This window comes from Mesorhizobium sp. LNHC232B00 (assembly GCF_000502435.1).
Classification (GTDB): domain Bacteria; phylum Pseudomonadota; class Alphaproteobacteria; order Rhizobiales; family Rhizobiaceae; genus Mesorhizobium; species Mesorhizobium opportunistum.
Genome location: NZ_AYWP01000011.1, coordinates 25,524 through 51,453, shown reverse-complemented (window position 1 = coordinate 51,453; position 25,930 = coordinate 25,524). Strand labels below are relative to the sequence as shown.

Genomic DNA, 25,930 nt, shown 5'->3' with positions numbered 1-25,930 from the left:
TGTGTGGAGGTGGGATTGGGCCATGCGGTGGTGCGATCAAAGCACTTCGGCAAGGAAGTGCTTCAGACGCGCGCTTTTCGGAGTGTCGAAGATCGCGGCGGGCGTGCCGGCCTCGATGACACGGCCCTCATCCATGAAGATGACCTGATCGGCGACCTTGCGGGCAAAACCCATTTCATGGGTCACCACGACCATCGTCATGCCACGCCGGCCGAGGTCCGCCATCAGGTTGAGGACGCCTTTCACCAGTTCGGGATCAAGAGCGCTGGTCACTTCGTCGAACAGGATAACCTCGGGGTCCATGGCAAGCGCACGGGCGATTGCCACGCGCTGCTGCTGGCCGCCGGAAAGGCTCCCGGGACGATGGTGTTTGCGTGCGGCAAGGCCAACATCGGCCAGGCGCGCCTCGGCGATGCGCTCGGCCTCAGGCACTGGAATGCCCTTGACCTTGGTCAGGGACAGCATGACGTTCTCCAGGGCTGTGTGGTCGGGAAACAGGTTGAATTGCTGGAACACCATGCCGACACGCCGGCGCAATTTTTCGGGCTTCATCGTCAGGATGCTCGCGCCGTCGAGCAGCACGTCGCCGCCTTTGGGCTCGACCAGGCGGTTGAGGCAGCGCAACAGCGTCGACTTGCCCGACCCCGACGGACCAATGACGCATGTGACCGTGCCCGGCTTGACCGTCAGGCTGACGCCCTTGAGGACATCGAGATCGCCATAAGCCATGTCGAGATCAGTGATGGCGAGACTGCCGCCCTTGAACCGGGGAAGCGCCGGGCTGCCGTCGGGGCTGGTCTGCGAAGACGGGCCGCCGATCGCGCTTTCCAGTTCGCTCACCTCGGCGAGGCCGCTGGTGACGAGGCCTGCCTTTTGCTTTCCGACCCGCAGCGAGTTGTCGATGTAGTTGACAACGTGGGTCAACGGCACGGTGATGACGAGATAGAACACGCCAGCCAGGAGCAATGGCGACAGGTTTCCCGTGACCACCGCCTGGTCCTGGCCGACACGAAAAATCTCGCGCTCCGACGCGAGCAGGCCGAGGAAGTAGACCAGGCTCGAATCCTTGACGTTGCCGATGAACTGGTTGACCAGAGCCGGCAGGACGCGGCGGATGCCTTGCGGGACCACGATCAGCCGCATGCCCTGTCCGTAGCTCATGCTCAGAGCCCTGCAGGCTTCCATCTGTCCACGCTCGACGCTCTGGATGCCGGAGCGGAAGATTTCGCCGATGTAGGCGCCGGCAATCAGGCTGAGGGCGAGAATGCCGAGCGGATAGGGCGAAGGCCCGAAGATTTCACGGCCGATGCGGGCGAAGCCCTGGCCGATCAGAAGAATCGTGACGATCGCCGGAAGGCCCCGGAAAATGTCGGTATAAACCCGGGCCGGAATGCGCAGCCAGCGTGATTGCGAGATGCCCATGACAGCAAGGATCATGCCGAGGACAACACCGATCACCGTGGACGCAGCGGCGAGGATCAAGGTGTTCTTCAGCCCGATGGTGATCATGCTCGGCAGCACGTCCGCCATGGCTTGCCAGTCGAGGAAACTGCGCCGTAGGTTTTCAAGCCAATTCATTCGACCCCTTTCCATTGCTCCGTTCGCGCAACCAAAAACCCGGCGCGAGAGCGTGTCCGCCGCCGGCCACGGCCGGCGGCTGAGTCGCGGTTACTTCTTGGGGAGGTACTGGTCAGGCATCGGGGAACCGGGGAACCACTTCTCGTAGAGCGTCTTCCAGGTGCCGTCCTGCATCGCCGCATGCAGGGCGGTGTTCAATGCCTCGCGAAACTTGTCGTTGCCCTTGCGCAGGACGAAGCCCGCGGGTGCGTCGAAGGAGGGGATGTTCACCGCGATCTTCAAGTCCGGATAGCGCTCGCCAAATTGCTTGGCGGCCTCATAATCGAGGAAATGCGCGTCGACGGTTCCGTTGTTGAGCGCGGAAATGGCCGAGTTGTTGTCGGGAAATTTGACCAGATCGGTTCCGACAAAATTCTTTGTCGCGTAAATTTCCTGCAACGTACCCTGGACGACGCCGAGGCGCTTGCCCTTGAGCCCGTCCGCCGAAGTAATCGCCTTATCCGCGGTAAGCACCGACAGGTAGCCTGCGAGATAGCCGTCGGAAAAGTCGACAGTCTTCTTGCGCGCATCCGTCGTGCCGATCGCGGCGACCGCGACATCGAAGCGTCCATTGGCAACCGAAGGCATCAGCGCCGAGAATTCCTGGCCGGTGAAGATCACCTGGTCAGGCTTGAAACCAATGCGGCTCGCGACGTTCCGAAACAGTTCAATGTCGAATCCGGTGAACGTGCCATCCGCCAGCGTGAAAACGTACGGTTTGGCGTCCCCCATGGTCCCGACGCTGATGGTCTTCGCATCGATGAGGCCATAGGGATTGTCATCCGCCGCGGCAGCCCGCGAAACCAGACCCGATCCGATGCATAGAACCATAAGTGCCATTGCGCCGGCCCGGACCGGTGACATCAACGACTTGAGAATTCCAATCCTGCTCATGTCTTCTCTCCACTCTGAAAGGTTTGTTCTTCTTGGCATTTGCGTCGAGCCCGTAGTTTCAGGCCTCACATCGTTGGTCGCCGCGGCAGCGGCTCGAACGGTGGGCTGACATCATGCTCCTGGCTCTCCCAGTTTCTTCAAAGAGACCGGTCTCTTATTTGCGTGAGACCGGTCTCTTTGATAATGGTTATCGCCAGATTGACCTTCCGTCAACAACTCTTGTAGTCGTTCGTCCGATGAAAAGAACCGCGCCCAAAACCCGCTCGATAACAGTCAGCGACGTCGCCCGCGCGGCGGACGTGTCGAAAGCGACAGCCGCACGCGTGCTCGGCGGATACGGCGTTGTCAGCGATACGATCCGCGCGGACGTCATGGCCGCGGCCAAGGCACTGGACTACCGTCCTAACGAACTGGCCCGCAGCATGACGACCGGCCGGTCCGGCATCATCGGAGTGGTTGTCGGCGACATCGAGAACCCGTTCTTCAGCCTGGCGGTGCGCGGCATCAGCGATGCGGCAAGGGCAGCCGGATTCAACGTCATTCTGGCCAACTCCGGCGAGAGGATCGAGGTTGAAAAGGCAGCCGTGCGGCTATTGATCGGCAAGCGCGTCGACGGGCTGATCGTCACGCCGTCGGAATCGCGCGACATTTCACACCTTCGCGACATCCATCGTTCGGGCCGACCGCTTGCCCTGCTTGACAGGGCGCTGCCCGACCTGGATGTGGATACAGTCACGGTCGACGATCGTGGCATCGCCATGCGGGCGACCCGCATTCTTGTGGATGCCGGACACCGCAGCATCGCCTATGTGACCGGGGTTGACGCCGAGGGGCATGAATACCGCGAACTCGGACAGATCTATACCTCGTCGGTTCGCGAGCGTATCGACGGTTTCCTCACCGTATGCCGAGACGCAGGAATTGAGCGGCCAGAACGCTATGTCCGCCTTGGTGCGACAAGCCCCGCCGAAACGCAAAGGGTCACCGACAAGTTGCTGTCCGGGTTAGATCGGCCGACCGCGATCCTTGCCTCCGACAGTCTAAAAGCGCTGGAGATCTTCAGGGTGATCCGCCAGCGCGGTCTGGGAGTTCCCGAGGACGTCTCGCTGATCACCTTCCATGACGCGGATTGGACCAGCGTGACAACCCCGCCCATCACGGTCATCGACCAGCCCGTCTACGCGCTTGGCAAGAGTGTCGCGGAATTGCTCATCCGGCGGTTGAAGGGCGACACACAACCGCCCGAAAGGCTCATCCTGCCGACCACGATCATTGAACGCGGATCCGTCGGCCCGCCCCCGGACAGAAGGCCGTAGACGCCAGTCGTTCGTGGTGCCGCGATCAGCTCAGCCCAGCAGATTGCGTGCCGTGCGCATGAAAATCCTCGAGCCGATCGGGATCAGGTCGTCGGGAAAATCATAGTCGGGATTGTGCAGGTCTGGGTGCCGCTCGCCGGCGCCGAGGAAGAACATGGCCGACTTGGCGCTGTGGCCGAACAGGCCGAAATCCTCCGAGGCGCGCATCGGCAGGGCTTCTTGTCCGTGGGTCACGCCCTCTTCGTCGAGCGCGCGCTTGAGATGCTCCACGGCGTCCGGTGCGTTGACGCTGGCGACGAAGATCTCGTGATAGTCGAAGCGCGCGGCAAGCCGATGCCGGCCGGCGATCTCGCTGACCAGCGCTTCGGCGGCGGCGCACAGATCCGCCATGCGCTCGTCACGCCGGGTGCGCAGGGTCGCCCAGACCTCTCCGTGCGCGGGCGCGATGCCGAACACGGCTTCGCCCATCGCGGCATGGGTGACGGTGACCATTGAGAAATCATCGTCGGCGAAGGTCGCGCGGCCGAGCGCGGGCAGGGCCGGCATCAGCTCGCTGATCGCCAGCATCGGCGAGACGCCGGTCTCGGGCATGGAAGAATGCGCGGTCTTGCCCTCCAGTGCGATGCGCATGCCGCGCGAGGCGCAGTTGACCACGCCGGGCTTGAGCCGCACCTCGCCGAACGGCACGCCGGGCAGATTGTGCAGCGAGAACGCGAAATCCGGCGCGATCTCGCCGAAACGGGGATCGGCGACGACGCCGGCCGCGCCATTGCCGGTTTCCTCAGCCGGCTGAAACATCAGCACGACGCGGCCGCTGGCAGGCCGCTCGCGCCCGAGCTGGCGGCCGAGCGAGGCAAGGATTGCCGTGTGCCCGTCATGGCCGCACATATGCGACTTGCCCGGCACGCGTGAGGAGTGCGGCACGCCCGACAGCTCCTCGATCGGCAGCGCGTCGAGTTCCGAACGAAACAGGACGGTCGGTCCGTTTTTGCCGCTGTCGTAAATGGCCGCGACGCCGTGGCCGCCCAATCCGGTCAACACTTTGTCCGGTCCCGTATCGGCGAGGAAGGAGACGACCTCTTGTGCCGTCTTCTCTTCCTCGTTCGAGATTTCCGGCTGCTGGTGCAGCTTGCGCCGCCACTCGGTCAGCTCGACGATGTCGCGATTGGTCAAGGTCATGCTTTGCGCCTCCGCATCAGAAACCGATGATGAATTGCTAGCGACAAATGACCGTGCCTGCCACAGTCCAAGTGCCGGGCTTCAGCGGGCCAGAACTGCGGCGACGTCCCGCGAAAGGTCTAAACACCGTTCGCAGCGGCCGACGCCGCTGCGAACGGGGCTTGGGATTTGCCTTACTGGTTGATCTCGGGTTCGACCAGCTTTGCCAGGTTCCTGAGCGATTCCTGCCAGCCGAGATAGCAGGCCTCGACCGGAATGACGTCCGGGATGCCGGCCTGGGTGATGTCGATTTCGGTGCCGACCGACACTTTCTTCAGGATGACGGTCACCTGGATCTCGCCGGGCAAATTGGGATCGTCGAACCTGTCGGTGTAGCGCAGGCGCTCGCCGGGGATGAGTTCGAGATACTCGCCGCCGAAGGAATGGCTGTCGCCGGTTGTGAAGTTGCGGAAGGACATCTTGAACGTGCCGCCGACCTTGGCTTCGAATTGATGGACCGTGCAGGTGAAGCCGTTCGGCGGAAGCCACTTGGCCAGCGCGTCGCCTTCGACGAAGGCGCGATAGACCTTTTCCGGGCTGGTGGTGAGAACGCGGTGCAAACGTACGGTACCGGGCATGTCCTATCCTTTCATGATGCCTGTTCGACGCCCCTAGGACGAACGGGGCCTGGCCAGTCCGACACAGGCTGTCAGATTTTTCGGGGCTCGGCTACGGGCCTGTCTGGCCATGGCCCGCGGCGGATCAGGCCGATTTGGGACTCGATTTTATGACGCCTGGCCCAATCGCCGAAAACCAGGAACCGGATAGCCATTATGAGGAGAGTGTTTATAACGGTCGCTGAGATCGAGATGACCAAGGGGAGACGATGCGTTACATACGTCCGCTTTCAATAGAAGATGCCGTTGGCCAGTTGGCCGGATCGGCCGGCATATCGGCCATTCTCGCGGGAGGCAGCGACCTCCTGGTCAGGATGAAGGGCGGCTTTGTCGAGCCCGACCTGATCGTCGACATCAAGGCGATCGCGTCTCTGGGCGAGATCAGGGAAACGGCCGAAGGCTTCAGCATAGGCGCCGCCGTGCCCTGCGCGGTGCTCGGCGAAAACAAGGCGCTGAAGAAGGCATGGCCGGGCGTCGTCGAAGCCGCCAAGCTGATCGGCTCGAAGCAGGTGCAGGGGCGCTGCACCATCGTGGGCAATCTCTGCAACGCCTCGCCGGCGGCCGACAGCGTGCCGGCGTTGGTCGCGGCCGGAGCCAAGGCTGTGATCGTCGGTCCCTCGGGCAAGCGCACCATTGCCGTGGAGGCCGTGCCGACCGCGCCGGGCAAGACGTCGCTGGCCAAGGGCGAGATCATCGAGGCGATCCTGCTCGACCGCCAGGCGCCGCGTTCGGGCGATGCCTATCTGCGGTTCATTCCGCGCACGGAGATGGATATCGCGGTGGTCAGCGCCGGGGTGAACCTGACGATCGACGAACACGGCGTCATCAAGGCGGCCCGCGTGGCGCTGGGTGCGGCGGCACCGACCGTGCTTCTGGTCGAGGAGGCCGCCGAGGCGCTTGTCGGCAGGAAGCTCGACGAAGCGGCATTGGAGCGGCTGGCCAAGGTCTGCGCGGGCGCCTGCCGCCCGATCGACGACAAGCGGGGTACAATCGATTTCCGTAGGAAGGTCGCGGGTGTGCTGGCCAGGCGTGCCGCCACTTCGGCTTACACACGTGCAGGAGGCAAATGATGGCCGGCGTAGCAGTCTCAACCACAATCAACGGCGACAGCGTCGAGTACCTTTGCCAACCTGACGAAACGCTGCTCGACGTGCTGCGCGATCGGCTCGGGCTGACAGGCGCCAAGGAAGGCTGCGGCACCGGCGATTGCGGCGCTTGCAGCGTCATCGTCGACGACCGGCTGGTGTGCTCGTGCCTGGTGCTGGGCGCGGAAGCCGAGGGCCGGCGCATCGAGACCGTCGAGGGCATGGCGCATGGCGACAAATTGCATCCGCTGCAGCAGAAGTTCCTCGAACACGCCGCCCTGCAATGCGGCATCTGCACGCCGGGCTTTTTGATCGCGGCCAAAGATCTTTTGGCCAAGAATCCCGATCCGACCGAGGAGGAAATCCGCTTCGGTCTGGCCGGCAACCTTTGCCGCTGCACCGGCTACGACAAGATCGTACGCGCAGTCCAGGACGCGGCGAACGTGATGAAGGGAGCGCACGCATGAACTTCGATCCGCGTTTTTCCGGGCGTAAATTCGCATCCGTCGGCACGCGCCCGATCCGTCCCGACGGCGTCGACAAGGTGACCGGCCGCGCCCGCTACGGCGCCGACTTCAACATGGCCGGGCAATTGGTCGGGCGTGTCCTCAGAAGCCCGCACGCGCATGCGAAAATCCGCAAGATCGACACCTCGAAGGCGGAGAAGCTTGCCGGCGTCAAGGCGGTGATCACCTGGAAAGACCTGCCCGACCTCACCGATGGCGATGCCGCCATGTACGACATCCTCGACAATTGCATGGCGCGCACCAAGGCGCTTTATGACGGCCATGCGGTGGCCGCTGTCGCCGCTGTCGATGCCCGCACGGCCAAGCAAGCGCTGAAGCTTATCGAGATCGACTACGAGGTGCTGCCGCACGTCACCGACGTCGACGAGGCGATGAAGCACACGGCGCCCCTGATCAACGACGCCATCTTCACCGAGGGCCTCGAGGAAAAGCCGGCAAAGCCCTCCAACGTCACCAAGCGCAGCCAGTTCGGCCATGGCGACGTCCACCAGGGTTTCGGCCACGCCGATTTCATTGTCGAGCGCTCCTTCAAGACCGAGCAGACGCACCAGGGTTATATCGAGCCGCATGCCTGCGTGGCGAGCGTCTCGTCCGACGGCACCGCGGACCTCTGGGTCTGCACGCAAGGCCATTTCGTGTACCGCCAGCATTGCGCGCAACTGCTCGGCATGGAAGCCTCCAAGCTGCGCGTCACCTCGTCCGAGATCGGTGGCGGTTTCGGCGGCAAGACCCATGTCTGGGCCGAGCCGGTGGCGCTTGCCTTGTCACGGAAAGCCGGACGGCCGGTGAAGCTGGTCATGACCCGCGACGAGGTGTTCCGCGCCTCGGGTCCGACCAGCGCCACCTCGATCGACGTCAAGATCGGCGCCCGCAAGGACGGCACCATCACCGCCGCCGAAGCGACGCTGCGCTATTCCTGCGGGCCGTATGCCGGCTCCTGGGCCGAGATCGGCGCCATGACGGCGTTCGCCTGCTACAAGCTCGAGAACGTCAAGACGGTCGGCTACGAAGTGCTGGTCAACCGGCCGAAGACCGCGGCCTATCGCGCGCCCTCGGCGCCGATGGCCGCTTTCGCGGTGGAAAGTGCTGTCGACGAGCTCGCCAAGGAGATCGGCATGGACCCGGTCGACTTCCGCATCAAAAACGCCGCACAGGAAGGCACGAGGTCGTCCTACGGGCCGGTCTACGGCCCGATCGGCATCGGCCCGACGCTGGAAGCGGTGAAGAACCATCCGCACATGAAGGCCAAGCTGGGCAAGAACCAGGGCAGGGGCATGGCCTGCGGCTTCTGGTTCAATTTCGGCGGCCAGACCTGCACCGACCTGAACATCGGCATGGACGGGTCGGTCTCGCTTGCCGTCGGCACGGTGGACGTCGGCGGGTCCCGCGCGTCGCTGTCGCTGGTGGCGGCGGAGGAGCTCGGTATCGACTATTCCCAGGTCAAGGCGATCGTCGCCGACACGTCGAGCCTCGGCTACAACGACATGACCGACGGCAGCCGCGGCACCTTTTCGTCGTCGATGGCGACGATCTCGGCCGCCCGCAACGCCATCAAGATCCTGCGCGAGCGCGCCGCGCAGATGTGGGACATTGCCGTAGACGACGTGGCTTGGGAACAGGGCCATGCGGTCGCCAAGGGCGAGAAGCACGGCAATCTCGGCAAGCTGTCGCTGAAGGAGATCGCGCTTGAGTCCGGCAAGACCGGCGGGCCGATCGCCGGCCACAGCGAACTGGTCGCCGACGGCGCCGGCGTCTCCTTCGCCACCCATATCTGCGACATCGCGGTCGATCCCGAGACCGGCTCGACCAGGGTCATCCGCTACACGGTGGTGCAGGATGCCGGCAAGGCGGTGCACCCGACCTATGTCGAGGGCCAGTACCAGGGCGGTGCCGCGCAAGGCATCGGCTGGGCGCTCAACGAGGAGTATATTTACGGCAAGGACGGGCGGCTGCAGAATGCCGGCTTCCTCGACTACCGCATCCCGGTCTGCTCCGACCTGCCGATGATCGACACGCAGATCCTGGAAATCCCCAACCCCAACCACCCCTATGGCGTGCGCGGCGTCGGCGAAACCTCGATCGTGCCGCCGCTGGCGGCGATCGCCAACGCGGTGTCGAACGCGGCGGGCGTGCGCATGACCCACATCCCGATGTCGCCGCCACGCATCCTGGCGGCGATCGAGGCCGAACGGGAAGGGTAGAGCATGATGCCGAAAAGTGCCAAGCGGTTTTCGGATAACATCATGCTCCATCAAAAATAGGAGCTAGCGAATGGTCGAAGTCACCCTCTGGGGCGCCCTCGGCCAGCTCGCCGGCGGCAAGAGCAAGGTCGAGGTCGAAGCCAAGGACATCAGGGAACTGTTCAGGAAATTGGCTGAACAGTATCCCGGGTTCGAGCCGTGGATCGACCGCGGGATCGCGGTGGCGATCGACGGGACGATTTACCGGGATACGTGGTCGAAGAAGCTGCCGGAGGGGGCGGAGATATTTTTGCTGCCAAGATTGGCGGGGGGGTGAGGGGGCGCAGGCGTCTCGCCAATGTTAACTCAAGCGTTCGCCAATGTTAATTCAAGCGTCCGACGTCTTGGTACGGGTCGAAAGGCGACTGGCAGCTATAGGTAGGCTCCCTCAGGAAGGTACCGCTCCTTCATAGTAAAAGCATGGGTTCGAGCTCGCAGGCTTCAATACCGCCCGGCGGAAGTGCAGAGCTCCGGCGATTTCCCGTGAAGAGGGCAGCCATATGACGCTAATCACTTATAAACGCTCAGCAAAAAGACTCCGAAACGACAGCGGCTAAAAGGACAGCGGTCTTGACTGAAATTTTGGGCACTACATTTTTGGTTCACGGCACATGGTATCTGCGTTACCTCCATGGTGGCGGGGCAATGGTTCCGATCGAAGGTTCTGCCCCGATGAAAGAAAAATTGGCGGATGCTCAGATGGTGCGCATCACCGGCCACATGAGCACCGATGGGCGCGGCTGTCCGCGCTCTGTCCAAGCCGCGAATGTCGAATTCTTGGGAAGCAAAACGACTTAAGCATCTATCTCTCGCACGGCCGAGAAGTCGTGCTCATAGGCGTCGCGTGACAGATATCGACTGAAAGCTGCAAGGACTGAGGTGGCAAAAGGCTCGCGGACGCGGCCAGCGCGTTTAATCGCGTAAGAGAACTTGCCGTTCGCGTATTCTCCGTATTTGCGAAAGGCAACGTCTGGCGATGCGGCAGGCATAAGGAAGCCGGCATATTCCTTGGCGCGGTCGTTATCCGTGGTCTTTCGCCTCTCTTCGATTTTTGTTGCGGTTTCAGTGAACGACTTACGCAGTCGTACCGCCCGATTGTCCCATCCCATGCTTGAAAATTCAGCGGTTGGCGCCGCTCCGTTGGTCTCAATTTCGCACTTTCCATCGGCACGAAGGACAGCAAGATCCAGGACTTCCAACGCTATAGGCGTTGCCTGCGTAAAAACGACTGACGCCGCCTGCATCCCGTCATGATCCAACCGGGCTAATTCGAACCCGTAGCCAGGTTTTGTTGCTGGAGGACTGCCGAGCACACCGCGCTTAACCGGGGCCAAGACAGCTACCTTGAAATTGTTCTCAAAGGCGCGCTTCCCGTCAGAGCGCACCATAAGATCACACGGTTGCGCGATCAGCATCCAAAGCTTGAGATGGGTACCACTCCCGATCTCGAACAGGTCGCCGTTCCTCAGCGGGTCCCGGAACTGGTTGATCAGCTCGGGCGCTTCGTACAGCTCCTTGTATCTGAGTTTCGCGCGGCGTTTCGCCGCTTCATCCGAGTAGGTGCGACCAACATCGGCCACCTTCTTGACCGTGCGGGCTTCCTGCAAGAAATTGCTGAGTCTCTCCTGATCAAGCAACTCTTTTTTGATGCGGTCACGTTGAACAATCGAATATACCCTAATGAGGGTCTCGAGTTCGCCGACACCTTCATCTTCAGACGACTTGGCGATTATATGCTCGAAATCGATTGGGTCGAGATTTCGAAATTCGGTCAGCGCGTCGCTCATGGCGCGCCCGAATGCGTCAAGCGCGAGGTCCTTTAGTTTTTCGGTGTAGATATTGATGACGGTCCGGTAGACCGCTCCATAGAACGCCGCACCGTCGTGCAAATTCTGTTTCGAAATGGGCATGAATAGTTTTAGCGGAATTTTCTTCTCATCGGAGAGCGCGCGCCAAACCACTACCTCCTCGCCTTTGTCGAGAATATGCGATAGCAAGCCACAGAACCATCGCGTTCCAAACGCTACGGCGTCTTGCTGCGCCAAGCTTGAAATGATCGCAGTACCCTCCGCGCCGTCATCCAGTTCCTGGTCAAAGAAAAATAAGGTCCGTGCAGTGGTCGTGCACACTGCAAGAAGCGCCTCGCGCTTGGCTTCCCACTCTGCCGGCGTCAAATACTCGATTGGAAAGCCGGCCGGCATGAGCGCGGTCAGGTCAACTTGGACGTTGACGTCCGCAGCCTCTTGGCTGAAATGCGCAAGTGCAGCAGCAAGTTCATCACGTTGATTCCCGCTGAAAGTGTTCAGAATCGCACCGACCTGATCGGCTAGAAATTCATTTTCGTTGCTAAGATCGATGTTCGGAAAAAGCGTTGTTACAGTCGCTCTGGCATCCTCATTATCACCGACTATCCGCGCAACAAGCGCGGCATCGAGCACCATTTTCAACCGATCATCCACCACAACAGCTTTAACAATATGCAGTTCGTTAAAAAGCACGCTTAGCCGTTCGCCGACCGACGCCTGCGGACTTTCGACAGGTTCAGCAACCGCTTCATTAGAAATAGCTGCCGATGATTCCGGTGACATATCGTTGAGCGCCGCCATCTGATGGGCCGGCTCGTTTTTTTTAGCCATGACCAATACTCGCCAGGTCCAGTTCAAAGATGTAGCGACGGCCCGCAGTATTCCGCTCTGGCAACAGTGAAATGCCCCCACCGAACGACTCCAAGATCTGTGCGGTGATAAACAATCCCAACCCCCTCCCTTGCGCTTTGGGTTTGAGCGTAACGAACGGCTCAAACAACGCATCCTCCACTGACCGCTCGATCCCCGGGCCATTGTCCCAAATGCGCAAGCGATAGGGTTCGTAGTCAATAGTGACCTCCGGCCTGAAAGCCGCATCCCGCTTCAATGCTTCCTTCAGCCAATATTCCGAGTTTAGTACGAGGTTATCAATTACCTGGAGCATTCGCCCACGATTGGTTTCAATATCGAAATTGCTGCCCGTCAAGATGATCCTAGCTTCAAACTGGTCCGCTTCCCAGCGCATCTTGAAATAGTCACGCACCTCTTTCAGTAACTCACCGACCTCGAGACGATCGATCCGATCACGCTGATAGCGCAGTGACGGTCCAAGATGAGCGATAAGCGTGCGCAGGACAAACACAGTTGACGTGACGTCTCGCGTGAATTGAAGCAGGTCCCGGTTTTGCGGCCGCGCCATTTGAGCTTTTTTGGCTGCGCCTGTCGTTTGAAGCATCAAACGGTCCGTTTGGTTCTGAACTTCGTGTGATAGTGCTTCGGCAAGCAATCCAAGGCCGGCAAGCTCTGAGAAATCATTAAGCTGATCCGAAAGGACGTCAAGCTTCGGCGCGAGCACTGAAACAATATTACCGAGAACTCTAGCTTGTGCCGTGTAATCTTCTATCTCAGCAAACAAGGCGGTTGATGCGCTGATTGCTTCTCGTGCTTCGGTGAGGAGATCTTTAACTTCTCGCTCAGCAGGATTTGTGAAGAGTGGCGCTTTACTGAAGCGTTCAGCGACTGCCCGAAGCTTCCCCTGGGTTGCGTCGGTCGCCTGCTTAATAGTCGCCGCCTTTTCGTTATAAGAAGACAATTGGTCAACGACCGCACTGGCGTCAGCGATCGCTTGTCGGCTTCCGTCGAACGGCTGAGCTTGTTCAGCGAGTTCGTCCCGATAGTCGTTTAGGGCTCGCCTGATTGTCTCGTAAAGATCGCCGATAGTTCTGGCGACGTGCATCACCAAACGCTGAAAATTTTGCGACCAGGGGTTCGAGACGAAACCCTCGCGATCTGTCTTCTCCCTCATATGCGAATTAGCTTCTTCGGAAATTAGTACAAAACCCATGACGTTGTCGGGGCGCAAGCCATAAAAAGAACTAGCACTTGTCCACCCGGCACTCAGCTTCAACCAGTCTTGACCATTTATGCCATAGGGTTTTATTCCAAACCCGTCTCGAAAGACCTTAATTCCCGCCTGCTTTCGAATCATGTCGCGGAGCTCGGTCGTGTTCGCCAAGCCGCCAAGCTTGGCGCCAACGTCATCTCCTCGGAGCAGGAAATCATCGATTTCTCCCGAAAACGGCCCTGGATCGGCAGGTAAACGTTTCTGAGGGTCGGTGGGAGATAGTATAGTGTCGACATCTCCCAGCGAATCTAACCCGACCTCATAAGTGAAATCGAGGAACTGCGTTTTGTCTGCACTTAAGCGAATCGACGAGGCAGCAGGTTTCTTTCGCAGATATTCGAAAAAGGAACTGCCTTTGTCAGGTGAGATAAATTTGTCGTAGAATTCTGGTTGGTTACCTCTTAGTTTTGCCAAACGAATACTGCCGTTGAGACTCAGCTTCTCATCCTTGAAGGTGAAAAAGAAGCGGCCAACCGCGGCCTTACGCACCTGTTCTGACACCTGGCCAAGATCAATAGGGTGGCCATTGATCTTCAAAGTCACAAGAAAGGATCGCGCCTCGGGGAATGGGGAGATAATCTGCGATAAATCGGTAACCAGCTGATCAACCGCAGTGCCTTCCCAAACGTCGGGGTTGCGCAAGCCTGAAATGATGAGTTGCGTACCCTTCGCTCGACCGGGAGCGGACACGGTTTCAATCGAGACCGGAACGTCACCCAAGCTTCGATCGTCACCGAATGCAGTCCAGGAAAAGGAAACGTGGAGGGTGTCGGCGGCGCCGTCCTTCCTCGTAATCATATCCAGGTTTTGACCAAGCTTCTGCGTACTGAGGCGCCCTAGCCCCTTGTCGCCCAGCGGCGTTCGCCCTTTAGGCGTACGCTTGCCTGCTGCTTTCATTTTACGCTTGGCCGAGAGCGAGATCATTAGCCAACCGTCCCTGATGTCGTCCTCGCTCATCCCAAGGCCGTCATCGTCGATCGTCACATAGCCCTTTGCTTCGCCGAAATTGGTCGCACCGGCCGGCGGACGTTCCTTCGTGTTGACGATGATATTCGCGAAATTGGCGTCCGCATCATAAGCGTTTTTTACAAGCTCGACGATCGCCGTAACCTCGTCAGAGACAAGCTCCTCACCTAATTGGCGTACAACAGCGGCGCTAATGTCGAAATGTGGGCGCGTCGCCATAAGACTCAAAGCTTCCGCAGCAGAAGGATTTTCTCTTCGCGCATGGTTGCCGAACTTGCATTTCGATCCGGCATACGCTTGTGATGGATCCGACGGGTTAACGTCTTCACCGTGCGGCACCTCAGGTTTTCCATCAGCTCGCTTAATATCGCATCGGTCGGCACCTGTTTGCCAGCGATGTTTCGATTGCCGACAGTCCAGATCATATACGCGTTTTGACGCATCCGCCCGATCATTGCCACCAAGCTGGTCTCGAAATCGCGGTAGAAACGCATCAGGCGCGTGCGAGCATCGTGCGGTTTGGCAGGCAGCGTCTCGGCGAACCGTTTCAGCGTCAAACTCGCCGCGAAAAGCCGCTCTTCATCGCGAAATGCAACGGCATCGCGGCCGCCGAGGCTCCGGCGGTCGATCTCTAGTGTAGTACTAAGAAGGTCGGCATCGACCCTGGCGTCGATATCGCCAAGATCGATCCAATTGAGCGGTAGATAGGAATGCTGCCCATAGGTAACGGTAGTTAGGTTGTCTCCGTAGGGTGGCGAGGTCATCATGAGGTCGAACGGCGCCAGATTGGTCCATTCCTCCGGATTTTCCCGACTATCTGCAAGTACAACCTCACTCACGGCGCAATAGCGGGCATTGCGCAGAGCACCAGCATCGCGAAGTTTTTTTCGAAAAAAAGCGAAGCTGTCTGCGTTTCGAGAGGCTAGATCGGCAAACACGTCGAATGGTGAGACGCTACGTGTCGCGATTTCGTCCGTTGGCCGGGCATGGAGTTTGTAGGTTGAGGTTCGGTCATTGCTGGTGAGCCGCACCGTTTCAGCCAGGGTGACCCAGAGAAAACGTCTTGCCCACAGATTTTCGCAGGTGCGAATAGCCCGCCTCAATCGAGATAATTCATCAAGGGCAGTGGTAGTGAACCATTTGTCCCGGTTGGCGAGGTTCGTCTCGATGCTCGATCTCCTATCGGACCGCGCGCGCCTCACGATTTCGGCGCCGATCGAACCAATCGTGAACTCGACCTTGCGTGAGGTGCGCACCCGGCTGATCAGGACCGCAAGTGGATTGATATCCGCACCAAAGACATCAAGGGAGAAGTGCATCCCGCTGACCAGCGAGGTGCCTGACCCGACGAAGGGATCAAATAGTGAGGCAATGCCAGGCTGGGCGGCCAGCACGGCTTCGAGCAAGCGCCGCTGCACCAGCGGAACCATCATCGCCGGATACTGGAAGATGCAGTGCGCACTGTCTGTCCGGTCGCGGGTCTTAGATGACCAGAAATCCGGATCGCCATGATGCTGGGACACGGCCTTCACAAGCACGTCATCGACATCGGAGAGCGACGTGGGACTCTTTGGGCTCGGCGTAGCGGCCGTCGATTTCATTCTGCCTAGCTCCCACGCCGAGATTATCGGTCTGTCCAACGATATAGCGTTGATCAGGAAGCTATCGTGCGTCCCCCGGCCAAGCCGGAGGAAGATTAACGATCCTAGCTCGACTCGGCAACGATCGATTTCGAACCGACCGGTGGCATTGCGTGTCCGGGGATCGGAAGCTCGGCCATCGACCGACTTGACCGAACTGCCCACTTCAGGCTCGGCGTGGTCGCAGCTGAATGGCAGGCAGAGGCGCAAAGCAGCTATTCAGGATTGGTCTGCGAAGGGGGCGTCGCCCTGACCCCCCAAGACCTCACAAAAAGCGTCTGCCTCTCTCGCAACGTCGCCGGGATCGCGGCAATCCCTACCTCAATCTCGCGCCTGCCGGCCAGCATCGCATCCCCCGCCACGCCTTCCATCGATCGCAGCAGCTCCGCCTGGCCGACCAGAACAGCATCCTTCTCCGCCAGCGCGGCGAGCGTGCCCGGTTCCAGGCGGTAGCGCTGGGCCATGCGGTCGTTTTCCGCTGGTGGCAGGCCTTCCAGGGCGCCGACCTCGCGGCCGTTCCCATCGACCTGTGTCCTACACCGCACCCGCCGCCTGCGCCTGAACATACGCCAGCCCCGCCACCGCTAAATCCCCACCACCAAGTCCCGGAACACAAACGCCGGGGTGTCGCCCGGGCTGAGAACGGCGCCCGGCCGTCGAAGATCCCGGTGGGTAGGAGCGGGGCTGTCGGTGGCCTTGCTTAAAACCGCGTTCTTGGGCTGAATGGCGCGACGCAGCCCATGCTGCGAGGGAGGACATCGAGTTGAACGAAGCCAACCCAAGACCACTCTCTGAAATCGCCAGCTATCATGCCCATATCTACTACGCCGGGCAGGCCGAGCGGCAGCAGGCCGAATGGCTGCGTCTTCGCATTGGCGAACGGTTTCGCGTGCGCCTGGGGGCCTGGCATGACCAGAAGGTTGGGCCGCATGAGCAGGCGATGTTCCAGGTCTCGTTCGCCAACGACGTCTTTGCTTCGCTCGTGCCGTGGCTGATGCTGAACCATCGGGGCTTGAGCATCCTCATTCACCCGAACACCACCAATCCCAAGCGCGACCATCTGGTCGATCCGGTCTGGATAGGCCGGCCGCTGGGCGTGCATGGCGATGTCCTGCCGGACGAGCATGAGGCGGAAGAGGCGCTGGAGCCCAATACCGAGCCGTCGCTCAAGGCATAGCGTTTTCGCTCTTTGCTCTGACGCAATTCTCTAGGGGAAAGCGCTACGCGTTTTTCCCGGGAAAGCCGCTCACACTTTCCTGGAATCGCTTCTGGAGCAGTTCACCGTTTAAAAGAGCCGGTGAACTGCGCTAACTCTTTGTTTCAACGCAATTCCGGACGGAAAACCGTTTCACACTTTTCCTGGAATTGCTCTAGTGCACCACCGCCCGCAACCGCTCGCGCAGCTCCCTCGGCGCCACGTCGTACCGGCTCTTGAAGGCGCGTGAAAAATGGGCGCTCGAATTGAAGCCGCAGGCAAAGGCGATTTCGGAGATCGAGGCCGAGGCGCGGGCGGGCGACAGCAATTCTTCCTTGCTGCGTTCGAGCCGGCGGTCCCAGACGAAGCGTTCCAGTGTCGCGCCTTCGCCTTCGAAGGCGCGGTGCAGATAGCGCCGGGAGCAGCCCATGTGGCGGGCGATATCCTGCGCCGACAGGCTGCTGCGCGCCAGGTTGGCGTCGATATAGGCGACGATGCGCTCGCGCAGGGCTTCGAGCGGCGAGCGGCGGGATTCGGGCGCCATCGGCTTGGCCTGGATCAGGCCGTTGACGAGCTGGACCAGGCTGTCGCCGACGCGCCGGCTGCCGGCCTCGTCCAGCTTGTGCGCCTCGCCGATCGCCATCTGCATCAGGCCGGAGACGATGTGGGTCAGGCTGTCGCCATTGCCGGGCAGCGGCAGCGGGGCTGAGAGGCGGGCGAGCGTGTCGTCGCCGAAGGTCGAGCGCGGCACCTGCAGGATGAGCTGGTCGACATCCGAGAGGTTCTGCAGGGAATAGCTGCGCACCGGGTCGTAGATAACAGCCGATTGCGGGCCGAGGTCGACGGCGACCTGCTGCTGCTCGAAGCGGCTGCGGCCGCGGCGCTGCACCAGGATCTTGATCGCGTCGGGATCGAAGCTGCGCCAGAACAGCCGGTCGTTGACCACGAGATGCGAATTGGCCTTGATCTCGGATAGCCGGCAGGCGCCGAGGTTGACCGAGACGAGCTGCGGGATCGACGGCACCGTGCCGCGCGAGAAGCGTTGGGTGATCGGGCCGAACAAAAGGCGCGATGTCGACAGGAAAGCCTCGCCGTCGGCGACGCTCACATGGTGGGCGTGCATTCTAGTTTCCTCCTCCAACAGCCTTCCGTTCTTGTCACGGGCCCGTCTTGGCGCGGGATTGTGGCTCGGGGTCATGCCCGGACGCAACGACCAACAACTTAACATGATAATTATCTCGACCGCAATGGCACTGATGCATGCCAGCGAGTCCCGCAAATGGTCGGCAATTCGATCTAATTTCTTTGCAAGCCGTTAATTTGGCCGTGCTGTTAATAAGTTCTTTCTAATGCATGTCGACCGGAACCGCGCAGCGGTTTCGGGATAAGGACATGCGCAAAACTGATTGGTTTGGCGCGGGGTACGCAATGACCAAGAATCTCGGCAACGCACGCTATGTGCCGCCCAAGGACACGAAAGCTTCCTTCCTCAGTAAGGCGGCGCCGGCGCTGTTTCCGCTCATCGTGGCGGCGCTGGGTTACATGATCGGGCGGCAGTTCTTCGGCATCTAGACCGCAAGCCTTGGCCGAGGGCATCAGGCGCCGGTCTCGGTTGCCGCCTCCTCGGCTTCCGCTCGCCTGACGCGCTCGCTGGCCAGGAGCACGACCGGGCAGGCGACCGCGGCCAGCACCGCCGTGGCGGTGTCGCCGAAGAACAGCTCTTCGCCGGGCCGCTGGGTGACGCCCATCACCACCATCGCCGCGCCCTTGGTCACTTCCCTGGCGATCGCCTTGTCCGGCGTAGCGCGGGTGCGGATCGCGGTGTCGACGGCGACGCCGTAGCGGTCGGCGAGATCGACGACGTCCTTCAGCACGGCTTCCTCGCGGCGATGCGAAACCGAGCCCGGCCGACTGCCCTTGCGGACCTGCGAGACATAAAGAACCTTGACGCGGGCGCGATGCGGCCGCGCCAAGGCAAGGGCGAAATCGGCGGCGCGCCGTGCGACCTCGGTGCCGTTGACGGGGACCAGTATCGTGGTGCCGGCGCGCAGCATCGGCATCTTGCCGGAGGATCTGGCGCCATTCAGCACCAGGCAGAGAGGGCCGTCGAAGCCGCTGGTGATGTCGTTCAGCGCGCCGCTGAAGGTGGCTTTGTCGGTCAGTGCGTTCTCCAGCCCGACCAGCAGGAGGCCGTAGCCCTTGCGGGCTTCCGTCGCGATCGTCTCGGCGGTGGCTTCGAGCTCGGTGCGGGCCGTGAGGTGGACCTTGTCGACGGGCGTGTCCTCGGCCTTTCTGACGGCCCTGGCGCTTCTGGCCGCCCCCTTCTTGACCTCCCTGGAGGCCCGTTCCGGACCCTTGTCGCGGGCAGCGCCCGGCAGTTGCCCGCCCTCGAGGTGGAGAAGCGTGGTCGGCATGCCGCTGCCGCCGCCGACAAGGCCGGCGAGATAGGCGGTGAACTTGCCGGCCGGGCTGTCGTCGACCAAAAGCAGCAACCGTTCCAGCCTGGAGACGAAGCCGCGCTCGTCGAGCAGCTCGCGGTCGACGCGCTGCTTTTCGGCATCGCCGACTGGCAGCCGGCCAAGCGCCCAGCGCAGCATGGGCGGCATGGCAAGCGTGGTGATGACGGCCATGGTGACGATCATCGTGAACAAATTGTGAGACAGGATGTTCATCGACAGGCCGATGCTGGCGACGATGACCTCGGTCGAGCCGCGCGCGTTCATGGCGCTGCCTACGGCCGTCGCCTCCTTCAATGACATGCCAGCGAAGCGGCCGCCGATGAAGGCGCCGCCGAACTTGCCGACGCTGGCGATCACCACCAGAGCCAGCGTCAGCAGCGCCAGCGTCGGATCGGCAAGCACGGTGAGGTCGGCGGACAGGCCCGCCATGCCGAAGAAGATCGGCATGAACAGCGCGGTGATGACGCCGCGCAGCTGGCTCTCGATGTGGTCCGACAGGATCGGCGATTCCCCGACCAGTATGCCGGCGACGAAGGCGCCGAGCACGGTATGCACGCCGATCAGGTTGGTGATCAGCGCCATCACGCCCATGATGATGAGGATGACGGTGATGACGGCGTATTCGCTGCGGAAACTGTCATTGCTCCAGCGGATCAGGGTGAACACCAGGCGGCGGCCGATGGTGAAGGAGAACACCATGAACAGCGCCACTTCGGCCACGGTGGTGATGAGCGGCAGCACCTGCAGGCTGCCATTGGTGGCGATGCCGAAGGTGACGGCGATGATCAGCCAGCCGATCGTGTCCTCGATGATGGCCGAGGAGATGATGACCTGGCCAAGATTGCGGCGCATGAAGTTCATCTCGCGCACGACCATGGCGACGATCTTGACCGATGAGATCGACAGCGCGGTGCCGAGGAACAGGCCGGCGACGATGCGCTGCGTCGGATCGGGCAGTAGCGAGCCCGGCAGCACCTGCGCCAGCGCGAAGCCGCAGGCGAAGGGCACGACGACGCCTGACATCGAGATCGAGAAGCAGGCGGCACCGACGCGGCGCACGAGGCGCAGATCCGTCTCCATGCCGGTCAACAGCAGAAGGAGCAGGATGCCGAGCTGCGAGACGGCGTCGATCATGCTCTTCTGCGCCGGGTCGGTGGAGAAGATCAGATGCTGCGCGCCTGGCCATATCAAGCCGAACAGCGAAGGGCCAAGCAGGATGCCGCCGATCAACTGGCCCATGATCGCCGGCTGGCCATAACGCTGGAAGATTTCACCCAGCCCACGCCCGACCAGCAGCAGAAGTACGATCTCGGCGACGAACAATCCTTCCGCCGAGCCGCCCATGCCGGAGGCGTGACCCACCGGCTGCGCGGCCCAGGCCGTGCCCGCAAAGGCAAGGGCGGCGAAGGGGATGAGAATGGCGGGGAGAAATCTCGCTTGCGGGCAGTGCCTGGTCATCCAACCCCTCAACGCGGATCAAGTCGCACGCGTTGCCCATAAACGTGCAATGCAGCGCAAGGTTGCGACGGGGGCGGGCCAATCTGTTTGGCAAATGCCGACATAGGCGGCAAGCTGCAGCGACCAAGCGGCTAGCCCGACTTTTTGGCGCCGTCCGGCAAAGCCTCGCCTGGAGGCGGCTCCCAGCCGAAGACGCTGCGGCCGCCGAGCTGGTGCGACTGGTCGAACTCGCCGGCGACGATTTCCTTCAGGCTTGGTCCGGTGACGTAGCGCTCCAGCCGCCGCGCCTGTCCGTCGAGCCGCTGTAGGGCGCCTAGCTCTTCCTCGTTGCCGAGCTTGGCCTTGCGCACCGCGGACTTCATCACCGCGATGGTTTCGTCATAGACTTTCAGCGGCACCGGGAAGGGGTGCCGGTCCTTGCCGCCATGCGCCAGCGAGAACCGCGCCGGATCGGAGAAGCGGCACGGCGCGCCATGCACGACCTCCGCCACCATGGCCAGTGCCCGCACGGTGCGCGCGCCAACGCCGGGCACCAGCAGCAGTTCGGGAAAATCCGCCGGGCCGCTCTCGATCGCCGCGGAAATATTGCCGTGCAGGCGGCGCATGACGATGTCGCTTTCACGCACATCATGGTGGGCGGGCATGATCAGGTTGGGCAGCATCGGCTGGGCGGTGACGGGAGCCGCCGGCGGTTCGATGGCGGCGAATTCACGCACAATCCTGTCGGGGCCGAGCTGGCGCAACAGGTCGAGCTGGCCGCTGCGCGAAGCCTCGGCGCGGTGGTCGGTCAGGTTGACGATCTCACCCTGGCGCTTGCCTTCGATCGCCGCATGCGGCTCGTCGACGAAACTTTTCAGGCCCTCCGAGAGCCAGTGGTAGCGGCGCGCCAGCTTGCTGTCGCCATTCATGCCTTGCTGGACGACCACCCAGCGGCTGTCGTCGGTGACGATGAAGCCGTGCAGATAGAGATCGAAACCATCCTGGACGGCGGCGCTGTCGACCTTGGCGACCAGCCGGCTGGCGGTGGCCAGTGCCGTGCCGTCGATGCCGACGCGCTCCCCGATCATCTCGAGCTCATGCGGGGTCTTGCGCGAATGGGTGCCGCGGCCGCCGCAGACATGGACGCCGAGTTCGCCCGACAGCGGCGTCAGCCCGCGCTTCAGCGCGCCGATGACGCTGGTGGTGATGCCGGAGGAGTGCCAGTCCATGCCCATCACCGCGCCGAAGGACTGGAACCAGAAGGGATGCGCCAGCCGGCGCAGCAATTCGTCGCGGCCATAATGATGGATGATCGCCTCGCACAGCACCGCGCCCAGGCGCGTCATGCGATCGCCCAGCCATTTCGGAACCCGTCCGCCATGCAGCGGCAGGTCGGCGCTGCCGCTTCGCTGTGTCACTTCGTTTACGTCTCCCTTGGCCGACGATTCGCGCCGGCATCCATCGAACTAGATGGCATCGGCACTGTATTTTACAAGCTGAGGTGAACATGCCGTTCGGATATTGATATTCAGGATTTCTGCCCATCCAGCTGTTCGGCAATAATTTTTGCGCCCTGCTTCAGGCTAGACATGCACGTCGCCGAAGGACAGTTCGCCATCATCCCCGGGTGTCAGGAAGGCTGCGGCGAACAGTCCGGCATAGAGGACCGCGATCGCCACTACGATGACATATCCCGGAATCGGGCCCAGGGCCGCAGCGCTGACGGCTTGGCGCAGAGTGCCGACGAAACCGGCCGGAACGCCTTGGTCGATCAGGCTCGGTGTCGAGAGTTTGAGTATCCAGGCGAGCAGCAGGATGAGCATCATGTGGATGTAGTTGCGGCGCAAACGACGCGCCAGCGCGACACGCTGCGAGACCAGGAATTTGGGCGCCCGCAGGCTTTCGCCGAGGATCAGCAGCCAGTCGGATGCGAAGTCGGGCTGGGGCGAGAAGATCTGTGCGAAATAGTGGCGCTCGAACTGACGCACGCGGGCACGATAGACATCGAAGAAACGGTAGCGCCGCGCCTCGATCCACAGCAGCAGCAGGACCAGCAGCATGGCGAACAGCAGGACGCCGTGATGTGCGCTGGCCGTCGACAGCGACACGGACAACATGGCCGCGACTACGGTGATCGCCCAGTTGCTGGTGCGGTCGATGCGGTCACGCCAACCGGCCATGCGCGCAATTTCGGCGCGGTGGAAATGGGACATCACGGTAACCAGCTCGCCCGGCGACAGGGACCTGCCGATGGGCGTTGCCGGGGCGTCGTTCATGGGGTTCCTCCGACCTGGATAGAACGTCTTGAAGGCGATCTCGTTCCGCAACCTCACGGCGTCCGCGCGGGGCGATTCGCAGGCGCGTAATCCTGCGGCGACAGTATGGATTCGCCGCCGGATTCGCGCCCATCGACAGGCCCTTGAGAGTCCCCCCAACCTTCGGCAACATGGCGGCAAGGTTGGGAGCGCTGAGATGAACGATCCTACTTCGTCTGTATCGTCACGCAAATCGGCCCAGCGCAAGGCGCCGATGGCGCTGACCGAGGCGCTGGTGGCCCGCACAATGCGCGTTGTCGAGGATGCCGGGCCGACGCCGGGGATGGTCTACATGACCGACGCCGACTATGCGCGATTTCGCGACGAGATCCTGGGCTCGGCACCCGCCGGGCCGCTGAAACTGTTCGCCTACGGCTCGTTGCTGTGGAAGCCGGCCGGCGAAGTGCGAGGCGGTGAGCGGGCGGTGGCGCGAGGCTGGCACCGGTCGTTCTGCTTCACGGTGCAGCGCTTTCGCGGCACGCTCGAGCAGCCCGGCCTGATGATGGCGCTCGATCGTGGCGGCCAGTGCCAGGGCATGGTGTTCGAGATCGCCGAGCCTGTAGCCGCCAATCTCGAAGCGCTGCTGCGCCGCGAGATGACCATCCTGCCCGCCGTCAACGTGCCACGCTGGCTGCAGGTTATAACCGGGGATGGAGTGAGCCAGGCGCTCGGCTTCGTCGTCGATCCAGCCAATCCGCGCTATGCCGGCAAGCTCGACAAGTCTGAGATCGCGGCGACGCTCGCCAGGGCCGTCGGCCATTGGGGCTCGGGAGCCGAGTATCTGTTCGAGACGATCCGCCATCTCGATGCCTGCGGCATCCGCGACCGCAATCTGTGGCAGTTGCAGGAACTGGTGGCGCAAGAGATCGGGCGTGCCCACGCCGCAGTCCAGCTTCCCGCCGGCCTCTCCAAATCTCCTACTTGACGAACACATATCCCTGCGGTTATACGTCAACCAATAGCCAATGGGTTATCGATTGCGAATGCCGGACGCTCACGACATGCTCTTCAGGACGCTCGCCGACCCGACCAGGCGGGCGATCTTCGAACGCCTGTGCCGGCAGGGTGAGCAGACCGTGGGGGCGCTGACGACGCAGTCCGGCGTCTCGCAACCGGCGGTGTCGAAGCACCTTGGCGTGCTGAAACAGGCCGGGCTGGTGCGCGACCGCCATCAAGGCCGCCAGACGCATTACAGCGCGCAGCTCGGCGCGCTGGCACCGCTGATGGACTGGACACGCCAGATGGCGGGGTTTTGGGAAAGCCGGTTCGACGATCTGGAGGATTTGCTCAAAAGGATGGACCAGTGAACGATAGGGCCGAGGAGACCCGCACCGTCGTCGTCGAGCGGCAGATTTCCCATCCGCCCGAAAAACTCTGGCGCGCGCTGACGCAACCACATCTGATCGAGGAGTGGCTGATGAAGAACAATTTCAATCCGGTCGTCGGCCATCGCTTCAACATCAGCGCCGATTGGGGTGGCGTGCTGGATTGCGAGGTGCTTGCCGTCGAGCCGCACAAGACGCTGTCCTACACCTGGAACCTCGCGCACCAGGACCCGGCCTTCGATCTCAGAAGCGTGGTGACCTTCACGCTCACCCCGACGCCGGCGGGAACCCATTTGCGCATGGAGCAAGCCGGCTTCCGGCCCGAGCAGAGGCGTGCCTATGGCGGCGCCAAGATGGGTTGGCCGCAATTTTTCGAGAAGCTGGAACAGCTTCTGGACCGGACGGACTGAGGTCCGCCGGTCAAATTGAAAACCACAGCTGATTTCACAGGGCGGTTCGCCGCCAGCAAAACCTATGGAGGAAGACGATGAAGATCAAATTGACCAGCATCTACGTGGACGACCAGGAAAAGGCGCTTGCCTTCTATACCGGCGTGCTCGGCCTGACCAAGAAGGCCGATTTCAGCAACGGGCCGTTCCGCTGGCTGACGGTCGCCTCGCCGGACGAGCCCGAGGGCACCGAACTGCAACTGGCGCTCAACGACCAGCCGGCGGCCAAGGCCTACCAGCAGGCGATGTTCGATCAGGGCCAGCCGGCGGTGATGTTCTTCACCGGCGACATCAAGGGCGACCACGAGCGCATCGCGGCGAACGGCGGCACGTTCACCATGCCGCCGACCGAGGTGACCGGCTCGACCATCGCCAAACTGAACGACGGCTGCGGCAATCTCGTGCAGATCACCCAGTTGGCGCGCTGGTAAGGCGTCCTATTTCACGCGTTTTTCAAGGGAGGTAATCTTGGACTGGAGCAAATGGATCAGGCAAACGCATCGCTGGTTGTCGATCATCTTCACGGCAACCGTCGTCGCCAACTTCGTCACCATGGCGTTCGGGCAGCCGCCTGCCTGGGTGGTCTATTCGCCACTCCCGCCGCTCTTCCTTTTGCTGTTCAGCGGCCTCTATATGTTCGTGCTGCCCTATGTTGCGAAGACGCGCAACGTGCAGCGTGCCATCGGATAGGTCAGCGGAC

25 protein-coding genes are annotated in these 25,930 nt (G+C 61.7%); 13 read left to right on the top strand and 12 right to left on the bottom strand.

Annotation, left to right across the window (positions count from 1 at the left end):
* Positions 1-36: 36 nt before the first annotated feature.
* A complete protein-coding gene (locus tag X743_RS1000000173960) occupies positions 37-1,578 on the bottom strand; it encodes an amino acid ABC transporter permease/ATP-binding protein (protein WP_023766206.1) in 1,542 nt (513 codons plus the stop codon).
* A gap of 90 nt (positions 1,579-1,668) precedes the next feature.
* Positions 1,669-2,511: an ABC transporter substrate-binding protein gene (locus tag X743_RS153100; RefSeq protein ID WP_031257791.1), complete on the bottom strand. Its 843-nt coding sequence runs from the start codon at positions 2,509-2,511 to the stop codon at positions 1,669-1,671.
* 236 nt (positions 2,512-2,747) lie between these two features.
* Here X743_RS153100 and X743_RS153105 point away from each other — a divergent pair, with 236 nt between their 5' ends.
* A complete protein-coding gene (locus X743_RS153105; RefSeq protein WP_023766204.1) occupies positions 2,748-3,827 on the top strand; it encodes a LacI family DNA-binding transcriptional regulator in 1,080 nt (359 codons plus the stop codon).
* 30 nt (positions 3,828-3,857) lie between these two features.
* Here the strand turns inward: X743_RS153105 and X743_RS153110 are convergent, their stop codons facing one another.
* Both X743_RS153110 and X743_RS153115 read right to left on the bottom strand, forming a co-directional pair.
* A complete protein-coding gene (locus tag X743_RS153110; protein WP_023766203.1) occupies positions 3,858-5,006 on the bottom strand; it encodes an amidohydrolase in 1,149 nt (382 codons plus the stop codon).
* Positions 5,007-5,179: 173 nt separating this feature from the next.
* Positions 5,180-5,623 carry an SRPBCC family protein gene (locus X743_RS153115; protein WP_031257790.1) on the bottom strand — a complete coding sequence of 148 codons (444 nt, stop codon included), beginning with the start codon at positions 5,621-5,623 and terminating at the stop codon, positions 5,180-5,182.
* 248 nt (positions 5,624-5,871) lie between these two features.
* Here X743_RS153115 and X743_RS153120 point away from each other — a divergent pair, with 248 nt between their 5' ends.
* The 5 genes from X743_RS153120 (at position 5,872) to X743_RS1000000172065 (ending at position 10,312) form a co-directional block, all read left to right on the top strand.
* Positions 5,872-6,732: a xanthine dehydrogenase family protein subunit M gene (locus X743_RS153120; protein WP_031257789.1), complete on the top strand. Its 861-nt coding sequence runs from the start codon at positions 5,872-5,874 to the stop codon at positions 6,730-6,732.
* Entirely contained in the window at positions 6,732-7,214 is a 483-nt protein-coding gene (locus X743_RS153125) for a (2Fe-2S)-binding protein (protein WP_013894213.1), read from the top strand. Before X743_RS153120 ends, X743_RS153125 begins: the two co-directional genes overlap by 1 nt.
* On the top strand, positions 7,211-9,475 hold the full coding sequence (locus tag X743_RS153130) for a xanthine dehydrogenase family protein molybdopterin-binding subunit (protein WP_023766199.1): 2,265 nt from the start codon (positions 7,211-7,213) through the stop codon (positions 9,473-9,475). Before X743_RS153125 ends, X743_RS153130 begins: the two co-directional genes overlap by 4 nt.
* 70 nt (positions 9,476-9,545) lie before the next feature.
* Entirely contained in the window at positions 9,546-9,791 is a 246-nt protein-coding gene (locus tag X743_RS153135) for a MoaD/ThiS family protein (RefSeq protein WP_019859698.1), read from the top strand.
* A gap of 293 nt (positions 9,792-10,084) precedes the next feature.
* Positions 10,085-10,312, top strand: coding sequence for a hypothetical protein (locus tag X743_RS1000000172065; RefSeq protein ID WP_156934432.1), 228 nt, complete (start codon positions 10,085-10,087; stop codon positions 10,310-10,312).
* Here X743_RS1000000172065 and X743_RS153140 read toward each other — a convergent pair.
* From X743_RS153140 to X743_RS153155, 4 genes are all read right to left on the bottom strand, one after another.
* Positions 10,309-12,150: a hypothetical protein gene (locus tag X743_RS153140; RefSeq protein ID WP_023766197.1), complete on the bottom strand. Its 1,842-nt coding sequence runs from the start codon at positions 12,148-12,150 to the stop codon at positions 10,309-10,311. The two genes, X743_RS1000000172065 and X743_RS153140, sit on opposite strands and share 4 nt — an antisense overlap.
* The gene (locus X743_RS153145) at positions 12,143-14,749 is read right to left on the bottom strand and encodes a sensor histidine kinase (protein WP_156934431.1); all 2,607 of its coding nucleotides are present in this window, start codon (positions 14,747-14,749) and stop codon (positions 12,143-12,145) included. The genes X743_RS153140 and X743_RS153145 overlap by 8 nt, the downstream gene beginning before the upstream one ends.
* Complete coding sequence (locus tag X743_RS153150) at positions 14,635-16,011, bottom strand: hypothetical protein (RefSeq protein ID WP_031257786.1); 1,377 nt, start codon at positions 16,009-16,011, stop codon at positions 14,635-14,637. Before X743_RS153150 ends, X743_RS153145 begins: the two co-directional genes overlap by 115 nt.
* Positions 16,012-16,265: 254 nt before the next feature.
* The gene (locus X743_RS153155; RefSeq protein WP_156934430.1) at positions 16,266-16,514 is read right to left on the bottom strand and encodes a hypothetical protein; all 249 of its coding nucleotides are present in this window, start codon (positions 16,512-16,514) and stop codon (positions 16,266-16,268) included.
* A 299-nt stretch (positions 16,515-16,813) separates the two neighbouring features.
* Here X743_RS153155 and X743_RS153160 point away from each other — a divergent pair, with 299 nt between their 5' ends.
* A complete protein-coding gene (locus X743_RS153160) occupies positions 16,814-17,227 on the top strand; it encodes a DOPA 4,5-dioxygenase family protein (protein WP_023766193.1) in 414 nt (137 codons plus the stop codon).
* A gap of 193 nt (positions 17,228-17,420) precedes the next feature.
* Here X743_RS153160 and X743_RS153165 read toward each other — a convergent pair whose 3' ends face one another.
* A complete protein-coding gene (locus X743_RS153165) occupies positions 17,421-18,368 on the bottom strand; it encodes a helix-turn-helix domain-containing protein (protein ID WP_198028442.1) in 948 nt (315 codons plus the stop codon).
* Positions 18,369-18,673: 305 nt separating this feature from the next.
* On the opposite strand from X743_RS153165, the gene X743_RS1000000170710 reads away from it, so the two are divergent.
* On the top strand, positions 18,674-18,817 hold the full coding sequence (locus tag X743_RS1000000170710; RefSeq protein ID WP_013894220.1) for a hypothetical protein: 144 nt from the start codon (positions 18,674-18,676) through the stop codon (positions 18,815-18,817).
* Between the two features lie 23 nt (positions 18,818-18,840).
* On the opposite strand, the gene X743_RS153170 is transcribed toward X743_RS1000000170710, so the two are convergent.
* The 3 genes from X743_RS153170 to X743_RS153180 all read right to left on the bottom strand — a co-directional run bounded on the left by X743_RS153170 (position 18,841) and on the right by X743_RS153180 (position 23,417).
* Positions 18,841-21,162, bottom strand: a complete 2,322-nt coding sequence (locus tag X743_RS153170) for a cation:proton antiporter (protein ID WP_023766191.1) — start codon at positions 21,160-21,162, stop codon at positions 18,841-18,843.
* A gap of 131 nt (positions 21,163-21,293) precedes the next feature.
* Positions 21,294-22,559, bottom strand: coding sequence for a DUF763 domain-containing protein (locus X743_RS153175; RefSeq protein ID WP_023766190.1), 1,266 nt, complete (start codon positions 22,557-22,559; stop codon positions 21,294-21,296).
* Between the two features lie 165 nt (positions 22,560-22,724).
* Entirely contained in the window at positions 22,725-23,417 is a 693-nt protein-coding gene (locus tag X743_RS153180; RefSeq protein WP_023766189.1) for a DUF2270 domain-containing protein, read from the bottom strand.
* A gap of 196 nt (positions 23,418-23,613) precedes the next feature.
* Here X743_RS153180 and X743_RS153185 point away from each other — a divergent pair, with 196 nt between their 5' ends.
* The 5 genes from X743_RS153185 (at position 23,614) to X743_RS153205 (ending at position 25,920) form a co-directional block, all read left to right on the top strand.
* Positions 23,614-24,381, top strand: a complete 768-nt coding sequence (locus tag X743_RS153185) for a gamma-glutamylcyclotransferase (protein ID WP_031257783.1) — start codon at positions 23,614-23,616, stop codon at positions 24,379-24,381.
* Positions 24,382-24,439: 58 nt separating this feature from the next.
* Positions 24,440-24,763, top strand: coding sequence for a metalloregulator ArsR/SmtB family transcription factor (locus X743_RS153190; protein WP_013894226.1), 324 nt, complete (start codon positions 24,440-24,442; stop codon positions 24,761-24,763).
* On the top strand, positions 24,760-25,191 hold the full coding sequence (locus X743_RS153195) for an SRPBCC domain-containing protein (protein ID WP_023766187.1): 432 nt from the start codon (positions 24,760-24,762) through the stop codon (positions 25,189-25,191). Before X743_RS153190 ends, X743_RS153195 begins: the two co-directional genes overlap by 4 nt.
* Positions 25,192-25,268: 77 nt before the next feature.
* Positions 25,269-25,661: a VOC family protein gene (locus tag X743_RS153200; protein WP_023766186.1), complete on the top strand. Its 393-nt coding sequence runs from the start codon at positions 25,269-25,271 to the stop codon at positions 25,659-25,661.
* A 37-nt stretch (positions 25,662-25,698) separates the two neighbouring features.
* Positions 25,699-25,920 (top strand): hypothetical protein, encoded by a 222-nt coding sequence (locus X743_RS153205; RefSeq protein WP_023766185.1) that lies wholly within the window; start codon positions 25,699-25,701, stop codon positions 25,918-25,920.
* Positions 25,921-25,930 lie beyond the last annotated feature (10 nt).